Here is a 21,177-nt window from a genome sequence, read left to right on the forward strand (position 1 = left end):
GGAGGCGGCGCATGAACGAAGTCCTGCACTGGCATCGCGGCATGAGCCTCGTCGAATTGCTGGTGGCCCTGTCGCTCGGTGCGCTGCTGATGCTGGCCGCCAGTAGCGTGCTGCTGGCCACCAGCGGCAGCTATGGCGACCAGTCCGCCAGCGCGCGGCTCGATGACAATGGCCGTTATGCGCTCGACACCATCGCCCGCGCCGTGCGCCAGACGGCATACGTGAACTGGGACAGCAGCGCCGCGCCCGTCGCCCATGCCGATGACGACAGCGCCAATGTGGCCGGGCTCGATGCGCGCAGCCTGGGCAAGAACAGCGAAGGCATCAGCGGCGCGCTGCCCGGCGCCCTGCATGGCAGCGACGTGCTGGCCTTGCGTTATTACGGCGCCGGCAAGGAAGAGGGCGGCGACGGTTCCGTGCTCAATTGCGCAGGCTTCGGCGTGGGCGCCGCGCAAACGCAGGCGCAGCGGGGCTGGAGCATTTTCTATGTGGCGCAGGGCGCCGATGGCGAGGGTGAATTGCGTTGCAAATACCGTGGCGCGAACGGATGGGGTGCGGACGCCGTCATTCGCGGCGTCGACGGTTTCCAGGTGCTGTATGGCCTCGACACGGATACGCCGTTTGACGGCGTGGCGAACCGCTACGTCAACGCCACTGCGCTCGACGCCTACGATGCGGCGCTGGTGCTGGAGGGGGCGGATGCGGCCGCGCGTCAGCGCGATTTGCACCGGCGCACGCACTGGAAACGCGTGGCCAGCGTGCGCGTGGCCCTGTTGCTGCATGGCGAGGCGGGCCAGGCGGACAAGCTGGCGGAACTGGGGCCGGCGCAGTTCGATCTGTTCGGCAAGGCGTATGCCGAGGCGCATGGCGCCAGCGACACGGGTGTGCGCATCGCGCGCGCGTCCTTGCCCGCCGCGACGCGTTCCAGGCTGCGGCAACTGGTGCAGACGAGCATCATGCTGCGCAACGGGCCTGCCTAGGCGGGCGGCGCGATGGCTGGCGCAGGCGTCAACTGTCGCAAACCGTGGCGTCTGCCCCGTGTACGCCACGGCGGCGCCACTCTGGTGTATGTGCTGTGCCTGCTGGTGATCATCTTGCTGCTGGGCGTATCGGCAGCGCAGATGGCCTTGCAGGGCGAAAAGGCGGCACGCGGCGAGCGCGACCGGCAGATCGCGTTTCAGGCGGCGGAGGAAGCATTGGTGGATGCGCAGAACGATATCGAAGGCTTGCCTGGCGCGCCGGGACGCAGCAGCCTCTTCGCGGCAGGTAGTGCGGCAGGGTTCGCGGACGGCTGCGGCGAGGGCGGCGCACTGGGCCTGTGCCTGCCCGCCGCGCCGGACGCACCGGCGCTCTGGCTAAGTACGGACCTCGATGGTGCCGACGCTGGCAGCCGCACGGTGCCATACGGTCAGTTTACGGGCGCCGTCATGCAGACGGGGCAGGGTTTCCTGCCGTCGCGCCGGCCCCGCTACCTGATCGAACTGCTGCCGTTTCACCCGCCCGGCGCGCAGGCCGCGGCAGTGGCTGGCGGCCTGGCGACGGAAAGCTATGTCTACCGCATCACGGCCATCGGTTTTGGCGCACAGGAAAGCACGCAAGTCGTGCTGCAAAGTTATTACCGCAAGCAGGCGACGGGAGCGGGACCATGAGGGCTTTGACGTTTGCCTGGCTGCTGCTCGGCTGGATTGTCCTGGCTTGCGGCGGCGCCATCGCTGCTCCGCTCTCGGTGGTGCTGGAGCGGGCCGACGCGGGTTTGCATGGCGCCAGGGTGCCGCCGAATCTGCTGCTCAACCTGTCCCTCACGCATGCGGCCGCCGCTGCCGCGCATGGCGGCGACTATGCGCCGCAGCGCGAGTACGCAGGGTACTTTCATGCGCGCATGTGCTACAGCTATCCGTATCGCAGCAAGGACGGCGTCATGCTGCCCGACTTGCGCGTAGCGACCGCTTACTTCTCCGTGTTGAAGCCGGCCGATGCGCTGCACGGCTGCGGCGGCGACAGTTTCAGCGGCAATTTTCTCAACTGGGCCAGCACCAGCATGCTCGACATCGTCCGTTATGCCTTGACGGGCGGCGACCGCGTCATCGACGAAGTGCGCAAGACGGTGCTGCAGCGCGCTCATTTGCCCGATGCCGACAAGCCCATCGACTTCTTTGCCCACCCCGTCTTTTTCCCGCGCAAGGTTCTGCAGACAGGCGTGGCTGCGGCCACACCGTTTGCGCTGGCGCAACTGGCTATTGTTTCCTGCCGCAACCGCCTGCTGTTCGGCGACGCCAGCCTGCCCCCGGGCGGCAGTTGCGACGCGCCCGGGGTTGCGGCCACGCACGGCGTGTTCCTCGCGCGCGTGCGCGTTTGCGACACGGAAGAAGGGCCGCTGCGCGACGACTTGTGCCTCGCGTATGGCAAGAACTACAAGCCTGTGGGCGCCGTGCAGCGCCATGGCGGCCGGGTGCGCGTGGGCGTGTTTGGCCACTTGAACGGCCAGCCCGCCAGCGCCGGCCCCGTGTATGGCGGCGTGCTGCGCGCGCCGCTGGCCCACGTGGGACGGCAGCGCTGGACGGCGCCCGACTTTATGCCGCAAGACAATACCGACGCCGAGTGGAATCCCGCCACCGGTGTGTATGTGCCCCAGAGCGCCGGCCCTGGCGGCGGGGTGACCGCTTACATCAATGGCCTGGGCCGCGGCAACGCCGGACATCCCGGCGCGTACGCCAGCGCGGCGCCACTGGCCGAATTGCTGTACGAATCGCTGCGCTACCTGCAGGGACGACAAGCGAGCGCCGTCGTGCCACCCGCCACGGCCCCGCCTGCCATCGACGACGGCTTGCCGGTCGTAAGCCCATGGAGCGACCCGCAAACGGCCAGTTGCCAGCGCCACGTCGTCGTCAGCCTCGGCGACGCGGGCATGGCGGGCGACCGTTATGTGCCCGGCAATGTCCCCGCAACTCCCGCATCCAACGGCGACCGCGCCCGCGCTGCCGATGGCTTTGCGCCGCCGCCGTTTGATGCGATGGCCTGGACGCATGCGGTGGGCAGCTTGGAAAGCGGTGGGGCGCAAGGCAACCCCGCACCACGGCCCGACCTGGCGGCACTGGAATTGCTGGCCGACGGGGCGGGCGGCGCCAGCTACCATGCGGCAGGCCTGGCCTACTGGTCGCACGTGCAGGCCCTGCGTCCTGGTGGCAAGAACGACGGCGTTGCAAAAGTCGAGCACTACGCGGGCGACTTGCGCCAGGGCGATTCGGCCGCCACGCCTGTTTCTACGCCCTTGTTGTTGGCAGCCAAATATGGCGGCTTTCTCGATGCGAACGGAGACGCCAATCCCTTCACGAGCGTATCGGGCAGCGCGTTCGACGAGTGGAGCCTGGATGGCCGCTGGCCCGCCCATTACCTGCCCGGCAGCGATCCGGCCGCCCTGATCGCGGGACTGCGCGCAGCCTTTGCTGCCGCCGACAAGGCGACCTTGCCAGCGACGCTTGCCGGGCCAACCCTGATGGCGCTGGCCAGCGGGACGGAAGAGGCATACTGGTTCCAGACGCAGATGCGCCTGGCCGATGGCGGCATGACCGTGTCGCGCACTGCATTTGCCGTGGGTGCCGATGGGACACTGCTTCCTGGCAAGCCATGGTGGCGCGCGGGCGGAATGGATAAGCTCGCGCCGGATGGAGTGCCGGCGGCCTTGCGTCCCGTCTACACGCTCGATGCCAAGGGCGCCCTGATGCCGCTGGCCTGGAAGGGGCTCGATGCGGAACAGCGCGGCGCATTCGACGGCGGCGATGGACTGGGAGAAGTGCGCCTGGCGTATCTGCTGGGCCAGCGCACGCTCGAGGTGGGCCAGCCAGGCGGCTTCTTGCGGCGCCGAGCCGGCAACCTGGGTGCGGCGCCGTATGGCAATCTCGTGTACGTGGGGGCGCCGGGGCTGGGCATGCCGGGGGCAGGCTATGGCGTGCACCGCAAGGCCTTATTGGAGCGGCGCAAGATGCTGTACCTGGGCGCCAACGATGGCTTGCTGCATGCCTTCGATGCGCGCACGGGCAGCGAATTGTTTGCCTATCTGCCGCAAGCCCTGCTGCGCCTTGCGCCAGCCGCTGCGAGCACTCACTACAGTCCGGGTCCGCTGCTCGACGGCGGGGCGGCTACGGCGGAAGTGCTGGCGCTGGGGCATTGGAAGACGGTGCTGGTGTCGGGCATGGGCGGCGGGGCGCAAGGCGTGTTTGCGCTCGACATCACCGATCCGGCCCGCTTCGCGCAGGAGGGGGCGCTGTGGGAATTCACGGACCGCGACGACAAGCTGATGGGCAACGTGCGCGCGCCGCCCGCCTTCGCTCGCATCAACATGGGCGGCAAGGAGGACGCGCCTGCCTACCGCGATTTTGCCATCGTCGCCAGCGGCTACAACAACCATGTCAACGACGGCAAGGACACGACGGCGCCCGCATCGGCGGCTGCCATCTTCCTGCTGGCGCTGGACAAGGCGCCTGGCATGCCCTGGGTGTTGGGAAGTAATTATTTCCGGCTCAAGGTGCCTGTGGCCAGCGGTGGCGGTGATGGTGGCCATGACAGCGATGCGGATGCCACACCCCAGGCGCTGGCCCCGCCCGTCGTGGTGCCGGGCGGCGACGGCGCGCTGGCTTTCCTGTATGCGGGCGATTTGCAGGGCAATATCTGGCGTCTCGACATGGCTGCCGGGCCGCCGTGGAAGGACGGTCAGGGGCTCAAGCTCGTCTTTGTTGCGCGCGATGCGCAGGGCCGGCGACAGCCCGTGACGCAGCAGCTGAACGTGGCCTATGCGCCCGGCGGCGGCTATCTGCTGCTGTTTGGCACGGGCAAGCTGGTCGAAGCGGCCGATACCTGGCCTTCCGCCTTCCTGTCGCAGTCGTTTTACGCCGTGCACGACGATCTGCGGGCAAGCTCACCCACGCGCAGCCGGAGCGACCTGGAGCAGCGCAGCCTGGGCGAGACGGCAGGCGGCGTACGCGTCGACGGCGCCGAGTTGCGCTACACGGGCAGCGACGCCATGCGCGGCTGGTACCTCGATTTTCTCGATACCGCGCAGACGGGCGAACGCAGCATCAACGGTGCCGTGCTGGCCGCCGGCAAGGTGCTGTTCAATACGGTCTTGCCAAGGCGCGATCCTTGCGCCAAGCCGGCCACGCGCCTGTACGTGCTCGATGTGCTGAGCGGCTTTGCCGCCGATGGCGCCGGTGTCGTGCAGGCGGGCGAGCAGACGGGACGCTTGTTCGATGGCCTGGCGCGCGCGCCGCCGCTGGCGCTGGAACTGAACAGCACGGTGGGCGCCGCGACGGCGGCAGGGCGGGCCGAGGGGCGCAAGGAATTGGCCGTGCTGCAACCTGGCTTGCCCGGCGCGGCCAGCGGGGCGGTGCTCAAGGTCGTCAGCGCACCGCTGCCGGCCCGGCGCCTCAGCTGGCGCGAAGTGGCGAACTGGCGCGAATTGCACGAGGCGGCCAAGAAAAAATAGGCCTCGGCAAGGCACTGCAGCATATCGGCTGGCGCTTTTTGAAAGGGGAGATCGCATGGGGACGCTGGCAAGGCGGAATGGACCCGCTGCAAACGGTGGCGCTCCCGCTGCCAACCCGCAGGGCTTCAGCCTGATCGAACTGCTCTCCGCGCTGGCGATCATGAGCCTGCTGATGGCGTTGGCCGTGCCCGCTTATCATGGTCACGTCGTGCGCGCCAAGCGGGTGCAGGGGCAGGCGACCCTGCTGCGGTTGATGCAACAGCAGGAGCGCTATTACTCGCAGAATAATCACTATCTGGCATTTTCCTCGGCGTCGCCGGCGGAGCAGGCGCAGCAGTTTCCATGGTGGTCCGGCGACGGGGGCGCGGCCCGCAGCGCGTATGAAATCGAGGCACTGGCCTGTCCCGGCCTGGCGATCGGGCAATGCGTGCTGTTGCGCGCCCTGCCGGGCACGTCCAAGGTCGATGCGCACTTCCAGGATGCCGATTGCGGCGTTCTGTCCTTGAGCAGCACGGGCGAGCGCGGCAGCAGCGGGCCAGCCAGCCATTGCTGGCCCTAGGCCATGGCCATGCGCAAGCGTCCACCGTGGACTGTACGCACCGTCGGGCACACCATGCTCGAATTGCTGGCCGTGCTGGCGATTGCCGCGCTGCTGGCGGCCGCCGCCATGCCCAGCTTGCAGCAGGTGCTGGCGCGCCAGCAGGTGCGCGCGGCGGCCACGGACTTGTTTTCGGCCATCGAACTGACGCGGGCGCAGGCGATGGCGCGGGGACAGCGCGTGCTGCTGATGCCGGCCGGGCCCGGTGGCACGGATTGGCGCGCAGGCTGGCTGGTATTCATCGACCGCAATGCCAATCTCGCGTTCGATGGCGATGACGAATTGCTGTTCCGCCAGGGACCGCTGCCGGAGGGCATTACGGCCCAGTTCGCGTTTTCCTCGGCCACGGCGCCGTTTTATATCGCCTACAATGGCGCAGGACGCAGTTGCAGCGCGACCAATAGTTTGGCGGCGCGCTGGGGCACCTTGTCCCTGGCTTTGGGAAAGCAGGTACGGCATATTAAAATCAATATGCTGGGCAGGGTGCGCGTGTGCGATCCGCAGCAGCAGGCGGTCAATTGCAGCGGCGTGGCCGACAGTTCGTAGCAAGACTGACCAATTATTTACCTTCAAGCAAAGAAGCCCGTGGAAATACTCAACGATATCGATGGCATGCGCCTGGCGCTGGAATGGGCGGCGCGCGGTTTGTACACGACCTCGCCCAATCCCCGCATCGGCTGCGTGATCGTCAGGGATGGCCAGGTGATCGGCGCCGGCGTGACGCAGGCGGCCGGCCAGGATCATGCCGAGGTGCAAGCGCTGGCCAATGCGGCGGTGCGCGGCAACGACGTGCGCGGCGCCACCGCCTATGTCACCCTGGAACCGTGCAACCATCACGGCCGTACCCCGCCATGCTCCGATGCGCTCGTGCGCGCGGGGCTGGGCCGCGTCGTGGCCGCCATGACGGACCCGAACCCGCTGGTGGCGGGGCAGGGGCTGGCCAAGCTGGAAGCGGCCGGCATCGCCGTCACCGCGGACGTGCTGGCCGACGAAGCCTATGAAATGAACATCGGCTTCTTTTCGCGCATGCGGCGCGGCAAGCCGTGGGTGCGCATGAAAACGGCTGCCAGCCTGGACGGCATGACGGCCTTGCACAATGGCCAAAGCCAGTGGATCACGGGGCCGGAGGCGCGCGCCGACGGCCACGCCTGGCGCGCGCGCGCCTGCGCCATCCTGACGGGTATCGGCACGGTCAAGGCGGACGACCCGCAATTGAATGTGCGCGCCGTCGAGACGCCGCGCCAGCCGCGCCGCATCGTCGTCGACAGCCGGCTCGACATCAGCCTCGACGCGCGCATCTTGCAAGGTGGCGGCACGTGGATAGTGTCGGCCGTCGCCAACCCGGAAAAGCAGGCGCAGCTGCAGGCGCTCGGCGCGGAAGTCATCATGCTGCCGAACGGGGACGGCAAGGTCGACCTGGCCGCGCTGATGCTGGAACTGGGACGCCGGCAAATCAATGAAGTCCACGTCGAGGCCGGCGCCAAACTGAACGGCTCGCTGATCCGCGAAGACTGCGTCGACGAGCTGCTGGTCTACCTGGCGCCCACCTTGCTGGGCGACGCGCAAGGCATGTTTGCCTTGCCCGCCTTGACGGATATCAAGCAGCAGCGCACTTTGCAATTTCACCAGGTTCAGCAAGTGGGCGAAGATGTGCGTATCCTTGCAAGATTCGCCCAGCGCAATTAATACTTTCACACTTTATAGGGTTAGTTCATGTTTACAGGAATTGTTGCCGCCATCGGCAAGATTGAAACCGTGCAGCCGCTCGACGGCGGCCTCGATGCAGGCGTGCGCCTGAACATCCACGCGGGCGGCTTGCCGCTGGCCGATGTGGCCCTGGGCGATTCCATCGCCATCAATGGCGCCTGCATGACGGTGGTGGAAAAGTCGGACACGGGCTTTGCCGTCGATGTCTCGCGCGAAAGCCTCAATTGCACCGTGGGCCTCGATACCACCACGGACGTGAACCTGGAAAAAGCCCTGACCTTGGCCGAGCGCCTGGGCGGCCACCTGGTTTCCGGCCACGTCGACGGCCTGGGCATCGTGCGCAAATTCGAAGCCGTGGGCGAATCGTGGGAACTGGTGATCGAAGCGCCGCACGAACTGGCGAAATACCTGGCCTTCAAGGGTTCCGTCGTCGTCAATGGCGTGTCCCTGACCGTCAACCGTGTGGAAGACCTGGGCGCGGGCGCCGTCAACGGCTGCCGTTTCTCGATCAACCTGATCCCGCACACGATCGCCATGACGACCTTGAAACACTTGACGGTTGATGGCAAGGTCAACCTGGAAATCGACCTGATCGCCCGCTATGTCGAGCGCATGCTGTCCTTGGACAAGGCTGCCGCTTAACACACAGCTTGAAGCAGCACACGAGCGGCCTTGCCAAGCGTGTGTTGCTTTTCCTTCAGACGCGCATACTATGAAGCTTTCCGCAGTGGAGGCTAGTCATGGACCCGATTTCGCGCGCAACCGTGCCCAACACCATCCCGGCCACGCCCCGCGTAGGTGCGACGGCGCCGCTGGCGCCCACGCTGCCCGTGCCGCCGTCCAGCGCGGCGGCGGCCCTTGCCATCCAGTCCTCGACCCAGGTCGATATCTCTCCGCTGGGCCAGTTCCTGTCCGGCGTGGCCTTGTCGCGCCGGCAACTGCTGGCCCTGCAGGGCGCCACGGAAGAGGCCCGGGCGGCCAATACCCCCGTGAATGTCAATGACGATTTGCTGGCGCTGGCGCGGCAGTTGACGGAATCGTTCGCCCAGCTGCAAACGAGCGGCATCGACGCCAGCCAGCTGGCGACGGCCGTCGACACGCCGGGCAGTCTGGCGCAGCGCTATGATTTATTGTCGGGCGATGGCACGACGGATGCGGCCGCCGCGCTGGCGCAGGACGGCCGCTTGCTCACGCAAGCGCAACTGGCCCGCATCGGCATCGATTTGCGCAATGAAGATGTCGATGCGCCAACGTTACAGGCCGCCTATGCGGCCGACAGCAATGCCACCCTGGACGCTTTGCAACAGGGAACGGACGTGCTGGCGCAGGTGGGCGCCGTGCTGGCCCGGCAGCAGGGCGCGCCGCTGACAGCCGGAGTCGAAGCAGATTTGACGGGCGAAGCACTGCCGTCCAATGCGGTGCAGGCCGGGCAGACGCAGGCCGCCGACGCGGCGCCGCCGCAAACGGCTGCCATTGCGCAACGGCAGATGGAACTGCAGCAGCAACTGGAAGCGGACGAGCTTAACCTGGATTTGCAGGAGCTGCGGCCCCAGCCTTCTGCGCAAGCCGCCGCCGATGCAGCGGAACTGTTGCAGACGCAGCGCACGGACAACCAGCGCGTCGATACTCTGCGCCTGGACGCCGAACGCCTGGATAACGAACGCATCAATACTGATCAGCAGATGCAGCAGCAGGAAGCAGAAAGGGTGGGCGAACTGCGCCAAGGGCAAGTGCAGCAGCAGGAATTACAGCAGCGGGCGCAAGCAGCGGCGGATGATGCGACGCGGGCGCAGCTGGCCGCCGACGACGCGCAAATGGCGGCTCAGGCAGCCTCCGACCGAGCGCAGTCGCTGGCCCACGCAGCGCAGGGGCAGGCCGATGCGGGCCTGGCGACGGCGCAGGCCCAACTGGCCCAGCAAAATGCCCAGACGCAGCAGCAAGCCGCGCAAGCGGCGGGCCAGGCCGTGCCGCTGCCCTCATCGCAAGACCCATCCGTGGCGGCGGCCATCGCCGCCTATAACCTGAACAATGCAGCCCTGAATCCCGGCTTGATGAACCGGCCATTGCCAGCCAGCGACTCGCGCCTGCCTCTGGTGGCGCCCGTCGCTGCCGTGGAACCTGTCAAGCCCGTGCCTAAAATCTAGGGCAGCAGGGTGGCGTCCAGGGTGATGTTGGCTTTCAGTAGCTTTGACACGGGGCAGCCAGCCTTGGCCTTGCCCGTCAATTCCTCGAATTTCGCCTGGTCGGCGCCGGGGATTTTCGCTTTCAGGATCAAATGGACGGCCGTGATGGCGAAGCCGTCGTCCACCTTGTCGAGGGTTACTTCGGCCGTCGTCTCCATCTTTTCCGCCGTCAGGCCCGCTTCGCCGAGGATCAGCGACAGGGCCATGGTGAAGCAGCCCGCGTGGGCGGCGCCGATCAATTCCTCGGGATTCGTGCCGGGCTTGCCTTCGAAGCGGCTGGCAAAACCGTAGGGATATTCCTGCAAGGCGCCGCTGCGCGTGCTGATGGCGCCCTTGCCGTCCTTGATTCCGCCTGACCAGATGGCCGATCCGTTGGTTTTCATATTGCCGCTCCTGTGTGGGGTGTCGCTGCGAGTGGGGTATCAGCGCCGTGGCGATGACAGTCTGATCTTATGCTCTTTGCAAGGCCGGCGGCGCGCGCTTTGGCGCTGCCGCGCGCGCTGGATCGGCGAAGCGGGGCTTTGTGGGGCAGGCAGGGCAGCGGCCTGCCTATTGATGTTGCTGGACTGTCTTATTTCAGGTCTGCAAGCGCTAAATCCTTTAAAATAGCAGGTTATAAGAAAATTCCCGGAAATTCGAGGAATATTCTCGCTTGATGTTTCAGGTTTAGGTTCAGTTTTTAGTTACATTAACAACGCCCGGCAAAACCGTCGCGAGCGGAAGGGAGAGGTGGCCGAGACGCGCAACCGTACGAAGGTACGGTGAGCATCGCAGGCCGCCTATACCGACGCGCAGCAGGTTTGGCCAGGCGTCATACGAGGATGAACAATGTCTATATCCAGCACCGAAGAGATCGTCGCTGAATTGCGCGCCGGCCGCATGGTGATACTGGTCGATGAAGAAGACCGGGAAAATGAAGGCGATCTGGTGCTTGCCGCCGATTTCGTGACGCCTGAAGCCATCAATTTCATGATCACGCATGCGCGTGGCCTGGTCTGCCTGACCCTGACGGAAGAGCGTTGCGACGAGCTGAACCTGTCGATGATGACGTCGCGCAACGGCACCGCCTACGGTACCAACTTTACTGTTTCCATCGAAGCGGCCGAAGGCGTGACGACGGGCATTTCCGCCGCCGACCGCGCCAAGACCATCCAGGTGGCTGTTGCCAAGGGTACGCAGCCCAGCGATATCGTCCAGCCCGGCCATATCTTCCCGTTGAAAGCGCAAAAGGGCGGCGTGCTGATGCGCGCAGGCCATACGGAAGCCGGTTGCGACCTGACGGCCATGGCCGGCTTGACGCCCGCATCCGTGATTTGCGAAATCATGAAGGACGATGGCACCATGGCGCGCCTGCCGGACTTGCTGGTGTTTGCCGAGCAACATGGCCTGAAAATCGGCACGATTGCCGACCTGATCCATTACCGCAGCCAGACCGAGTCCCTGGTCGAGCGCGTTGCCGAGCGCACCCTGCACACGGCGCACGGCGAATTCCGTCTGATCGCCTTCCGCGACAAGCCCAGCGCATCGGCCCACCTGGCCCTTGTGCATGGCGACCTGGCTCCCGGCCTGGAAGCGCTGGTGCGCGTGCACCAGCCCGTTTCACTGCTGGACGTGCTGGAAAGCGAAGCGACCACCCACTCGTGGACGGTGGCCGCCTCGATGGCTGCCATCAAGCAGGCCGAGCGGGGCGTGATGGTCTTGCTGAACTGCGGCGAGACGTCGAGCGAGCTGTTTGCCCAGTTCGCCGCCCTGGACACGCCGCAAGCCAAGCCGAAAGGCCGCGCCGCCAGCATGGACTTGCGCAGCTATGGCATCGGTGCACAGATCCTGCGCGACTTGGGCGTAAGCAAGATGCAATTGCTGGCCAGCCCGCGCAAGATGCCGTCGATGGTCGGTTTCGACCTGGAAGTGACCGGTTTTCAGTGCCATCCTGGCCAGCAGTAATTAAATAATTTCAGCGGCCTGGCGCATGGCTGGCCGCTGATCACCTGATAAAGAGGCATATGATGACCGTAGGAGCATACGAAACCAATTTTGCCGGCGAAGGTTTGCGCGTCGGTATCGTCCAGGCACGATTCAATGAAATCGTCGGTGGTGGCTTGCTGTCGGCATGCCTGGAAGAGTTGAGCAAGCTGGGCGTGGCCGATGAAGATATCCTGCACGTGACCGTGCCGGGCGCCCTGGAAATCCCACTGATTCTGCAAAAAATGGCAGAAACCGAGCAATTCGACGCCCTGATCGCATTGGGCGCCGTGATTCGCGGTGAAACCTACCACTTCGAGCTGGTATCGAACGAATCGGGCGCGGGCATCACGCGCGTCGGTCTCGATTACGGCATCCCCATCGCCAACGCAGTGTTGACGACCGAAAACGACGAGCAGGCGGAAGTGCGCATGCTGGTCAAGGGAGCCGAAGCGGCACGCGTGGCAGTGGAAATGGCCAATCTGGCGCAAGCGCTGGAAGAGTTGCAAGACACAGACGAGGATTAATCGTGCTTGCGCCGCAGTGTGCTGCCTGGCAGCGCACCGCGGTATTCGTCACTATCTGCAGTACATACGTATTTAAGAACAGGTAACAATCATGACTGAGAAAAATTTGCTCGCCAATCCCAGCAAAAACCGCACGCCGCGTCACCGCGCGCGCGAGTTTGCGCTGCAGGGCTTGTACCAGTGGCTGCTGAATAATGAAGACGCGACCACCGTCGTGAACAATATTCGCGCGGCCCACGGGTTCGACAAGGCCGATGGCGATCATTTCACGGTGCTGCTGTACGGCGCCATCAAGGATTCGCTGGCGCTGCGCGAAAGCATGGCTCCGTTGATCGACCGCAATATCGCGGAACTGTCGCCCATCGAACACGGCATCCTGCTGATCGGCGCATTCGAGCTGAAGAACAACATGGAAATCCCGTACCGCGTCGTCATCAACGAAGCGGTCGAGCTGGCCAAGTCGTTTGGCGGTATCGACGGCCACAAGTATGTGAACGGCGTGCTGGATAAATTGGCAGTGAAATTCCGCGAGGAAGAGGTGGGCGCCAACAAGCGCAAGTAATATATAGCGTAATCCCTGCGGCTGCTGCCGCAGGGCAACAAAAAAGCCACCGGCACTTGCGTGCGGTGGCTTTTTTACTGGGTGCTGCTTTTTGGATGCCCCTGTGAAGGCTTTTAAAGGGTCACAGGCCGGCGATCTCGTTGTGGGGTAGTACTTTGATGGTGATGCCGCTTTCCGCTGCCGGCGCTTTGGCTGGCGCTGGCGTGTTCGATGCCATCACCGGTGTCGTGGTCGGCACGCGCTGGCCGGCCGACACTTGTTTCAGGCGGCGGTATTCAGCCAGCACGCGCGAGCCGTAGCCCGAGTCGGTGGCGAAGTTGGCGGCGCCCACGTAGGTTTTCAGGCCCGCTTCGACGGAACCGCCACGCGTGACGTAGTCTTTCAGGATCAGGGAGCCGACGCGGATGTTGGCGACCGGGTTCAGGGCTGCTTGCACGCCGCCCATTTCCTGGAAGCGCTCATGGTGAACTTTCGACATGACTTGCATCAAGCCTTGCGCGCCGACGGGGCTTTCCGCGAATGGGTTCAAGCCCGATTCGATGGCCATCACGGCCAGGATCAGCAGCGGGTCCAGCTTGATTTCACGGGCCGTCAGATACGCCGTCGAGACGAGCATATTGGTCGCATCGTTGGCCACGCGGTAACGCTTGGAGAGCCAGTTGGTGACCCATTGCTGCTGCTTTTGCGTGCCCAGCAAGGCTTTTTCTTCCTTGCTCAGCGGTGCTTCGCTGGCGGCGGCCGTTTGCACGGAAGCAGGCGCTTCCATCAGGGCCGACAGGGCCGGCGCTTCAACGGCTTGCGCTTCCGCCATCGGCAGCGGGAACAGGCTGTGCGTCAGTTGCTTGCCCAGGTCAGGGCGGAACATCAGCAGGGCGATCAGTGCCAGGGCGGAAATACCGAAGACTGTCAGTGTGTGTTGCGCCGTGGTTAAAACGCCACGTGCCGAAATGGCTTGTGCGCGGGCGCGCAAACGCGCCAACGCTGGCTGGCCAGCCACGGTTGAAGCAGGCAATGCTGCTTCAGTGCTACGATGAGTCATAGAGTTCCCCGAAATGTCGCGTCAACAGGCAGTCCCTCCGCGGTGTCGCGGTGTTGTGGGTACTGCCAATGCCGTGCATCAGAAATATCATCGTTTCCGCCGCGTATGGATGCGTGCGAGAAACGCCGTCATTGCTTGCTTGAGCTGATCGGTCCCATTCTGGTATTGGATCAGTCGCAATACAACTTTTACCGGGGGTAAGGCAGACGCCTTTTGAAAACACTCCTTAAAATGTCATGTGGAGCCCCGACTCCGTGAATGAAAGAGAAACGCTAAAATCAAGCTCTGGGCCGGCGTGCTCTTTCAAGTTGGGCGAATTGTAGAAGCCGTTTTATATCAAGTCAATACTAACGAATCGTTTCTTTATTACTTTTATGTCTTACTTTTTGACTTGCATTGTGCCAAAAGCCAATAAAATCAATTACTTGGCATAGATCCTTCAGCAACGGCGTCCGACGTCAAAAAAAATTAAAAACACATGAAATATTCAGATTTGCGAGATTTTATTTCTCAACTGCAACAAATGGGTGAACTTAAGCCCATTTCAACCCCCATTTCGCCGATTTTGGAGATGACGGAAGTCTGCGACCGCACCTTGCGCGCGGGCGGACCGGCCTTGCTGTTCAATAATCCGACGGGATACACCATGCCGGTGCTGGGCAACCTGTTCGGCACCACGCGCCGCGTGGCCTTGGGCATGGGCGCGGAAGACGTCAGCGAGCTGCGCAAGATCGGCCATGTGCTGGCGCGCCTGAAGGAACCGGAACCGCCGAAGGATTTCAAGGATCTGCTGGGTCTCGGTTCCCTGGTGAAATCCGTGTGGGACATGTCGCCGAAAGAGTTGCGCGGCGCGAAATGCCAGGAAATCGTCTGGGAGGGTAACGACGTCGACCTGGCGCGCCTGCCGATCCAGCATTGCTGGCCCGGCGACGTCGCCCCCCTGATTACCTGGGGCCTGGTGATCACCAAGGGGCCGAACAAGAAGCGGCAAAACCTGGGCATCTACCGCCAGCAGGTATTGGGGCGCAACAAGGTCATCATGCGCTGGCTGGCGCACCGGGGCGGGGCGCTGGACTTCCGCGAGCACGCGATCCAGAGCAAGGGTAAGCCGTATCCGATCGCCGTGGCGCTCGGCGCCGATCCCGCTACTATATTAGGGGCCGTCACGCCGGTGCCCGACAGTCTGTCCGAATACCAGTTCGCCGGCTTGCTGCGCGGCAGCCGCACGGAGCTGGTGAAAGCCATCGGCAGCGAGTTGCGCGTGCCAGCGTCGGCCGAAATCGTGCTCGAAGGCCATATCTACCCGGACGAAAACCATCCGAGCGGCTACGAGCATGCGCTGGAAGGGCCGTATGGCGACCACACGGGCTACTATAATGAGCAGGACAGTTTCCCCGTGTTTACCATCGACCGCATCACCATGCGCCGCGACCCGATCTATCACTCCACCTACACGGGCAAACCGCCGGACGAGCCGGCCGTGCTGGGCCTGGCCCTGAACGAAGTGTTCGTGCCGCTGCTGCAAAAGCAGTTCAGCGAAATCACGGACTTCTACCTGCCGCCCGAAGGCTGCAGCTACCGCATGGCCGTGGTGCAGATCAAGAAGCAGTACGCGGGCCACGCCAAGCGCGTGATGTTCGGCGTGTGGAGCTTCCTGCGCCAGTTCATGTATACCAAGTTCATCGTCGTGGTTGACGAAGACGTGAATATCCGCGACTGGAAAGAAGTCATCTGGGCCATCACGACGCGGGTCGACCCCATCCGCGACACAACCCTGGTCGACAACACGCCCATCGACTACCTGGACTTCGCCTCGCCGATCAGCGGCCTGGGCAGCAAGATGGGCATCGATGCCACCAATAAATGGCCGGGCGAAACGACGCGCGAGTGGGGTACGACGATTGCCATGACGCCGGAAGTGAAGGCCAAGGTGGATGGGATTTGGCAGGAGCTGGGCATTTAAGCCCAACGGCGTAAATGCTCAGCAGTGTCGGCTTACGGCCTGCGGCCTAAGCCGACCTACGCCGGCCTACGCAGCATTGACACGGCAATTTCCCAATCTTGCGCAGGTCGGTTATAATTGTCCCCGGCGGGCCCCTGCGCATCGTGGCATGGCTAACCTGGTCAGGTCGGGAACGAAGCAGCCACGGCTATTAACCATGAGTGCCGCAGATCAGGCTCGCCTCCTTCGGGAATGTTTTATCAGGATCAACAATCAAGCTGCCATGGGCAGCTTTTTTGCTTTTACGGCCCCGTTTTCTTGCCGATCCGCAGCACTGCCGGGCTTGCCGTGTTTTCCCTGTTTCTACGTGGCCATGTTATACAATTGCTGCTTTGCCGCGTTTGCCAGATTTAAGCTGGCCCGGCCATGAGGCTTGCGCCCGCCGCGCAGGATCACCCGCAAAATCGCATGGTAAAATCTCAGCATGTCCTATCAAGTCCTCGCCCGTAAATACCGCCCCAAGAATTTCGAGACGCTCGTCGGCCAGGAGCACGTCGTGCGCGCGCTCACGCATGCCTTGCACAGCGGCCGATTGCATCACGCCTACCTGTTCACGGGCACGCGCGGCGTCGGCAAGACGACCCTGTCGCGCATCCTGGCCAAGTCGCTCAATTGCATCGGCCCCGACGGCACGGGCGGCATCACAGCCCAGCCTTGCGGCGTGTGCGAAGCGTGCACGGCGATCGACGCGGGACGCTTTGTCGACTATATAGAGATGGATGCGGCGTCGAACCGCGGCGTCGATGAAATGGCGCAGCTGCTCGAGCAAGCCGTGTATGCGCCAAGCAATGCGCGCTTCAAGGTCTATATGATCGATGAGGTGCACATGCTGACGAACCACGCGTTCAATTCCATGCTGAAGACCCTGGAAGAGCCGCCCGAGCACGTCAAGTTCATCCTGGCGACGACGGACCCGCAAAAGATTCCCGTGACCGTGCTGTCGCGCTGCCTGCAGTTCAACCTCAAGCAGATGCCGCCCGGCCACATCATCAGCCACCTGGACAATATCTTGGGACAGGAAGGCATTGCCTTCGAACAGCCGGCCTTGCGCCTGCTGGCCCAGGGCGCCCACGGTTCCATGCGCGACGCGCTATCCCTGACGGACCAGGCCATCGCCTACGCGGCCGGCGAAGTCACTTTAGATGCCGTGCAAGGCATGCTGGGTGCGCTCGACCAGTCCTACCTGGTGCGCCTGCTCGACGCGCTGGCGCAGCAGGATGGCGCGGATCTGCTGGCCGTGGCCGACGAAATGGCGTCGCGCAGCCTGTCCTACAACGGTGCCCTGCAAGACCTGGGTACGTTATTGCACCGCATTGCGCTGGCGCAAACCGTGCCCGCCGCCTTGCCGCAGGATTTGCCTGAGTACGCGGACATCGTGCGTCTGGCTGCCGCGTTTGACGCGGAAGAAGTCCAGCTGTTTTATCAGATCGCCGTGCATGGCCGCAATGAACTGGGCCTGGCGCCCGACGAATATGCGGGCTTTACCATGACCTTGCTGCGCATGCTGGCCTTTCGGCCCGGCATAGGCGGCGCCGATGGCGTGCCGGCGGCACCAGCCTCCGTCCCGGGCAACCGTCCCGCCGCCGTGGCCGCCGCGCGCGCCGCGGCAGGCGCATCCGCACCGGCCGCCCGCGCCGCCACGAACAGCGTGGCCAGCCATGCTGCCGTGACACCGCCCGCCGTGGTGGCAGCCGCTGCCGCCAGCATGGCCCGCAGCGAAGCGCCGCCGCCACGCGCGACTGCTCCGGCACCGGCACCGGCAGCTGTAGCAGCCCCGGCGCCGGCACCAGCGGCGCCGCCGCCTGCCGCCGCTCCTGCTGCTGCTGCTGCTGCTGCTGCTGCTGCTGCCCCGGCAGCATCGGGTGCCCCGATCAGTTCCGCCCGCGCCGCCATCAATGCGGCGCTGGAAGCGGCCCGTGCCGCTTCGAAAGGCCGTCCGGGCAGCGCGCCGTCTGCGCCATCGTCGGCGCCCAAGCCGGCTGCCCCTGCACCGGCAGCGGAACCTGTCGCCGCTGCGCCAGCACCGGCCGCACCTGTCCAGGCCGCTCCGCCGCCACCGTCCGCCGCCGCGAAAGCGCCGGCGCCGTGGGACGATGCGCCACCCGTGGCCGTGATGGAAGCGCCCGTGGCCGCGCCGCCCGCACCCGCGCCCGTGCAGCAGGCGCGTCCTGCCGCGCCGCCGCCACAGCAGGCGCCAGCCGACGACGACTTGCCGCCGTGGGTCACCGAATTTTCCGACGACAGCGCTTCGGCTGCCGTGGCGGCGCCCGCCGCGCAAAGCAGCGAGCAGCCGGCCGTCATCATGCCGCAGCGTGCCGCCAAGCAAGCTGCACCCAGCGGGCCGTATGTGATCACGCCCGTGCCTGGACTGGACTGGGACGGCAACTGGCCGGCCGTCGCCGCCGTGCTGCCCTTGCGCGGCATAGCCCAGCAGCTGGCCGTGCAGGCCGAGCTGATCGAATGCCTGCACGACGGCCACAGCACCACGTTCCGCCTGCGCGTACCGATCGACACGTGGCGCAGTCCGGCCAACGTGGAAAAACTGGCGGCCGTGCTCAGCGAGCGTTTCGGCCGCAAGGTCAATGTCGACACGGAACTGGGCGCCGTCTGGTACACGGCCAGCGCGGAAGCGCAGGCCCACCGCGAGGCGTGCCAGCTGCAAGCGGAAGCAACCATCGCCAGCGATCCCTTCGTGCTCGACATGAAGCGTGCATTCGACGCTTTTGTTGTGCCGGGAACGATTACCCCTGCACCGGCCGGCTCCGCCGCGCCGACCCTGCATTAATGATTAACAAAACTCATAAACTGAATTGAACGGAGCATTCTCATGATGAAAAATCAACTGGCTGGCCTGATGAAGCAGGCACAAGCAATGCAAGACAACATGAAAAAGGCCCAGGAACAACTGGCGCTGGTGGAAGTGGAAGGCCAGTCCGGCGCCGGCCTGGTGAAAATCGTCATGACCTGCAAGAACGACGTCAAGCGCGTCTCCATCGACCCGTCGCTGCTGGCCGACGACAAGGATATGCTGGAAGACCTGGTGGCTGCCGCCTTCAACGACGCCGTGCGCAAGGCGGAAGCGACCTCCGCTGAAAAAATGGCAGGCTTGACTGGCGGCATGAACTTGCCAGCCGGCTTCAAAATGCCATTCTGATGCACTGCCGCATGCGCTCGATCTATGGCACGGGACAAGGTTGATCCATGTCCAAGTCGCTTGAATTCTTGACCGAGGCGCTGCGGCGCCTGCCCGGCGTCGGCCCCAAGTCGGCGCAGCGGATGGCTTTTCATTTGTTGCAGCACGATAGGGAAGGCGCGGCCATGCTGTCGCGCGCCCTGTTCCAGGCCGTCGATGCCGTGCATCACTGCGGCCTGTGCAACACCTTTACCGAACATGAAGTGTGCGAGACCTGTCTCGACGAAGAGCGCGACAAGCGCTTGCTGTGCGTGGTGGAAACGCCCGCCGACCAGCTGATGATCGAGCAGACGCTGACCTACAAGGGCCTGTATTTCGTCCTCATGGGACGGCTCTCTCCGCTGGACGGCATCGGCCCGAAAGACATCCACCTCGAAAAATTGCTGAACCGCGCCAACGATGGCGTGGTCGGCGAAGTGGTGCTGGCCACCAATTTCACGAATGAAGGCGAAGCGACCGCCCACTACATCAGCGAAATGCTGAAGGCGCGGGGCTTGCGCGTGAGCCGCCTGGCCCGCGGCGTGCCCGTGGGCGGCGAACTGGAATACGTCGACGCGGGCACGATTGCCCGCGCGATGCTCGACCGCAGGGCAACCTGACCACAACATGACAGAATCCTCCGCGACCACTGGTCCATTGCAAGGCATTAAAGTGCTGGAACTGGGCACCCTGATCGCGGGGCCGTTCTGCGCCCGCATGCTGGCCGAATTCGGCGCCGACGTGATCAAGATCGAGTCGCCCGATGGCGGCGACCCCATCCGTACCTGGAGAGTGCTGAAGGATGGCACCTCGCTGTGGTGGTCGGTGCAGGCGCGCAACAAGAAAAGCGTTACCCTGAACCTGAAAGCGCCGGAAGGGCGCGCCATCGCGCGCCAGCTGGCCCTGGAAGCGGACATCATCATCGAGAACTACCGCCCCGGGGTGCTGGAAAAGTGGGATCTCGGCTACGAACAGCTCAAGCAAATCAAACCGTCCATCATCATGGTGCGCCTGTCCGGCTTTGGCCAGACGGGGCCGATGAAGGATTTGCCCGGTTTCGGCGCCATCGGCGAATCGATGGGTGGCTTGCGTTATGTGTCCGGCTTTGCCGACCGTCCGCCCGTGCGCGTGGGCGTGTCGATCGGCGATTCGGTCGCGGCGTTGCACGGCGTGATCGGCGCCATGATGGCGCTGCGCCACCGCGACGTGACGGGTGGTGCGGCTGCCGGCGAAGGCCAGATGGTCGACGTGGCCCTGTATGAATCTGTCTTCAACCTGATGGAGTCCCTGGTGCCCGAGTACGACCAGGCGGGCGTGGTGCGCGAACGCACGGGTGGCTCGCTGCCCGGCATCGTGCCCTCGAATACCTACACGACGGGCGACGGCGAAAACATCGTGATTGCCGGCAATGGCGACGCCATCTTCAAGCGCCTGATGCTGGCCATGGGCCGCATCGACATGGCGGGCGACCCGCAGCTGGCGCGCAACGATGGCAGGGTCGCGCGCACGCAGGAAATCGACGACGCCATCGGCGCCTGGTGCGCCACGCACACGATAGACAGCGCGCTGGCCGTGCTCAAGGCGGCGGATGTGCCGGCCGGTAAAATCTACTCCGTGCGCGACATGATGAGCGACCCGCAATTTCTCGCCCGCGGCATGTTCGAACAGCATCAGTTCCCCGACGGCACGCCCGTCAAATTGCCCGCCATCAGCCCGAAACTGTCCGCCACGCCGGGCAAGACCCAGTGGCTGGGGCCGACCCTGGGCCAGCACAACGATGAGGTGCTGGCGTCGCTGGGGTTTGATGCTGCCGCCATCGCGCGGCTGAAGGCGGATGGGGTGGTGTAGTGGGATGATGTTTGGAGATAGGTCGGATTAGCGGCGGCACGCCGCGTAATCCGACGCCACCACCGGCCAAGTTAACAATGTTGTCGGCTTACGCGCTT

The 21,177-nt window shown here is 64.5% G+C and carries 18 protein-coding genes and 1 other RNA gene; 17 read left to right on the forward strand and 2 right to left on the reverse strand.

Annotated features, from left to right (window positions below; genetic code table 11):
• Positions 1–11: 11 nt before the first annotated feature.
• The 8 genes from VM94_RS04180 (at position 12) to VM94_RS04215 (ending at position 9,928) form a co-directional block, all read left to right on the forward strand.
• Entirely contained in the window at positions 12–980 is a 969-nt protein-coding gene (locus VM94_RS04180; protein WP_046682515.1) for a PilW family protein, read from the forward strand.
• A 12-nt stretch (positions 981–992) separates the two neighbouring features.
• On the forward strand, positions 993–1,649 hold the full coding sequence (locus tag VM94_RS04185) for a pilus assembly PilX family protein (RefSeq protein WP_046682326.1): 657 nt from the start codon (positions 993–995) through the stop codon (positions 1,647–1,649).
• The gene (locus tag VM94_RS04190; protein WP_082127550.1) at positions 1,646–5,479 is read left to right on the forward strand and encodes a pilus assembly protein; all 3,834 of its coding nucleotides are present in this window, start codon (positions 1,646–1,648) and stop codon (positions 5,477–5,479) included. The genes VM94_RS04185 and VM94_RS04190 overlap by 4 nt, the downstream gene beginning before the upstream one ends.
• Positions 5,480–5,534: 55 nt before the next feature.
• The gene (locus VM94_RS04195) at positions 5,535–6,038 is read left to right on the forward strand and encodes a type IV pilin protein (protein WP_082127551.1); all 504 of its coding nucleotides are present in this window, start codon (positions 5,535–5,537) and stop codon (positions 6,036–6,038) included.
• Between the two features lie 9 nt (positions 6,039–6,047).
• A complete protein-coding gene (locus tag VM94_RS04200; RefSeq protein ID WP_235432820.1) occupies positions 6,048–6,623 on the forward strand; it encodes a GspH/FimT family protein in 576 nt (191 codons plus the stop codon).
• Positions 6,624–6,662: 39 nt separating this feature from the next.
• Positions 6,663–7,763, forward strand: a complete 1,101-nt coding sequence (gene ribD / locus VM94_RS04205) for a bifunctional diaminohydroxyphosphoribosylaminopyrimidine deaminase/5-amino-6-(5-phosphoribosylamino)uracil reductase RibD (protein WP_046682328.1) — start codon at positions 6,663–6,665, stop codon at positions 7,761–7,763.
• Between the two features lie 27 nt (positions 7,764–7,790).
• On the forward strand, positions 7,791–8,426 hold the full coding sequence (locus VM94_RS04210; protein ID WP_046682329.1) for a riboflavin synthase: 636 nt from the start codon (positions 7,791–7,793) through the stop codon (positions 8,424–8,426).
• A 98-nt stretch (positions 8,427–8,524) separates the two neighbouring features.
• Complete coding sequence (locus tag VM94_RS04215) at positions 8,525–9,928, forward strand: hypothetical protein (RefSeq protein ID WP_046682330.1); 1,404 nt, start codon at positions 8,525–8,527, stop codon at positions 9,926–9,928.
• On the opposite strand, the gene VM94_RS04220 is transcribed toward VM94_RS04215, so the two are convergent.
• On the reverse strand, positions 9,925–10,350 hold the full coding sequence (locus VM94_RS04220) for an OsmC family protein (RefSeq protein WP_034759136.1): 426 nt from the start codon (positions 10,348–10,350) through the stop codon (positions 9,925–9,927). The two genes, VM94_RS04215 and VM94_RS04220, sit on opposite strands and share 4 nt — an antisense overlap.
• Positions 10,351–10,795: 445 nt before the next feature.
• Here VM94_RS04220 and ribBA point away from each other — a divergent pair, with 445 nt between their 5' ends.
• From ribBA to nusB, 3 genes are all read left to right on the forward strand, one after another.
• Entirely contained in the window at positions 10,796–11,911 is a 1,116-nt protein-coding gene (gene ribBA, locus VM94_RS04225) for a bifunctional 3,4-dihydroxy-2-butanone-4-phosphate synthase/GTP cyclohydrolase II (RefSeq protein ID WP_046682331.1), read from the forward strand.
• 62 nt (positions 11,912–11,973) lie between these two features.
• Positions 11,974–12,456 (forward strand): 6,7-dimethyl-8-ribityllumazine synthase, encoded by a 483-nt coding sequence (gene ribH / locus VM94_RS04230; RefSeq protein ID WP_034759563.1) that lies wholly within the window; start codon positions 11,974–11,976, stop codon positions 12,454–12,456.
• A gap of 91 nt (positions 12,457–12,547) precedes the next feature.
• Complete coding sequence (nusB, locus tag VM94_RS04235; protein ID WP_034786595.1) at positions 12,548–13,018, forward strand: transcription antitermination factor NusB; 471 nt, start codon at positions 12,548–12,550, stop codon at positions 13,016–13,018.
• Positions 13,019–13,139: 121 nt separating this feature from the next.
• Here the strand turns inward: nusB and VM94_RS04240 are convergent, their stop codons facing one another.
• Entirely contained in the window at positions 13,140–14,057 is a 918-nt protein-coding gene (locus VM94_RS04240) for a lytic transglycosylase domain-containing protein (protein ID WP_052755503.1), read from the reverse strand.
• Positions 14,058–14,535: 478 nt separating this feature from the next.
• Here VM94_RS04240 and ubiD point away from each other — a divergent pair, with 478 nt between their 5' ends.
• The 6 genes from ubiD (at position 14,536) to VM94_RS04265 (ending at position 21,079) form a co-directional block, all read left to right on the forward strand.
• Positions 14,536–16,020, forward strand: coding sequence for a 4-hydroxy-3-polyprenylbenzoate decarboxylase (gene ubiD / locus VM94_RS04245; protein ID WP_082127552.1), 1,485 nt, complete (start codon positions 14,536–14,538; stop codon positions 16,018–16,020).
• Positions 16,021–16,145: 125 nt separating this feature from the next.
• Positions 16,146–16,244, forward strand: an RNA gene (gene ffs / locus VM94_RS27670) — signal recognition particle sRNA small type.
• Positions 16,245–16,483: 239 nt separating this feature from the next.
• On the forward strand, positions 16,484–18,844 hold the full coding sequence (gene dnaX, locus VM94_RS04250; protein ID WP_046682334.1) for a DNA polymerase III subunit gamma/tau: 2,361 nt from the start codon (positions 16,484–16,486) through the stop codon (positions 18,842–18,844).
• A 42-nt stretch (positions 18,845–18,886) separates the two neighbouring features.
• Positions 18,887–19,213 carry a YbaB/EbfC family nucleoid-associated protein gene (locus VM94_RS04255; protein WP_034759121.1) on the forward strand — a complete coding sequence of 109 codons (327 nt, stop codon included), beginning with the start codon at positions 18,887–18,889 and terminating at the stop codon, positions 19,211–19,213.
• 47 nt (positions 19,214–19,260) lie between these two features.
• Entirely contained in the window at positions 19,261–19,851 is a 591-nt protein-coding gene (gene recR, locus VM94_RS04260) for a recombination mediator RecR (RefSeq protein WP_034786598.1), read from the forward strand.
• A gap of 7 nt (positions 19,852–19,858) precedes the next feature.
• Positions 19,859–21,079 (forward strand): CaiB/BaiF CoA transferase family protein, encoded by a 1,221-nt coding sequence (locus tag VM94_RS04265; RefSeq protein ID WP_046682335.1) that lies wholly within the window; start codon positions 19,859–19,861, stop codon positions 21,077–21,079.
• Positions 21,080–21,177 lie beyond the last annotated feature (98 nt).

The sequence above is a fragment of the Janthinobacterium sp. KBS0711 genome (assembly GCF_000988085.1).
Classification (GTDB): domain Bacteria; phylum Pseudomonadota; class Gammaproteobacteria; order Burkholderiales; family Burkholderiaceae_D; genus Janthinobacterium; species Janthinobacterium lividum_E.

Bases quoted from the DNA above. Each gene is read 5' to 3' on its own strand.
- ubiD (WP_082127552.1), top strand. From the start codon at position 14,536: ATGAAATATTCAGATTTGCGAGATTTTATTTCTCAACTGCAACAAATG.
- VM94_RS04240 (WP_052755503.1), bottom strand. From the start codon at position 14,057: ATGACTCATCGTAGCACTGAAGCAGCATTGCCTGCTTCAACCGTGGCT.
- VM94_RS04210 (WP_046682329.1), top strand. From the start codon at position 7,791: ATGTTTACAGGAATTGTTGCCGCCATCGGCAAGATTGAAACCGTGCAG.
- VM94_RS04190 (WP_082127550.1), top strand. From the start codon at position 1,646: ATGAGGGCTTTGACGTTTGCCTGGCTGCTGCTCGGCTGGATTGTCCTG.
- VM94_RS04265 (WP_046682335.1), top strand. From the start codon at position 19,859: ATGACAGAATCCTCCGCGACCACTGGTCCATTGCAAGGCATTAAAGTG.
- dnaX (WP_046682334.1), top strand. From the start codon at position 16,484: ATGTCCTATCAAGTCCTCGCCCGTAAATACCGCCCCAAGAATTTCGAG.
- ribBA (WP_046682331.1), top strand. From the start codon at position 10,796: ATGTCTATATCCAGCACCGAAGAGATCGTCGCTGAATTGCGCGCCGGC.
- ribH (WP_034759563.1), top strand. From the start codon at position 11,974: ATGACCGTAGGAGCATACGAAACCAATTTTGCCGGCGAAGGTTTGCGC.
- recR (WP_034786598.1), top strand. From the start codon at position 19,261: ATGTCCAAGTCGCTTGAATTCTTGACCGAGGCGCTGCGGCGCCTGCCC.
- VM94_RS04215 (WP_046682330.1), top strand. From the start codon at position 8,525: ATGGACCCGATTTCGCGCGCAACCGTGCCCAACACCATCCCGGCCACG.
- VM94_RS04195 (WP_082127551.1), top strand. From the start codon at position 5,535: ATGGGGACGCTGGCAAGGCGGAATGGACCCGCTGCAAACGGTGGCGCT.
- VM94_RS04180 (WP_046682515.1), top strand. From the start codon at position 12: ATGAACGAAGTCCTGCACTGGCATCGCGGCATGAGCCTCGTCGAATTG.
- VM94_RS04200 (WP_235432820.1), top strand. From the start codon at position 6,048: ATGCGCAAGCGTCCACCGTGGACTGTACGCACCGTCGGGCACACCATG.
- VM94_RS04220 (WP_034759136.1), bottom strand. From the start codon at position 10,350: ATGAAAACCAACGGATCGGCCATCTGGTCAGGCGGAATCAAGGACGGC.
- VM94_RS04185 (WP_046682326.1), top strand. From the start codon at position 993: ATGGCTGGCGCAGGCGTCAACTGTCGCAAACCGTGGCGTCTGCCCCGT.
- VM94_RS04255 (WP_034759121.1), top strand. From the start codon at position 18,887: ATGATGAAAAATCAACTGGCTGGCCTGATGAAGCAGGCACAAGCAATG.
- nusB (WP_034786595.1), top strand. From the start codon at position 12,548: ATGACTGAGAAAAATTTGCTCGCCAATCCCAGCAAAAACCGCACGCCG.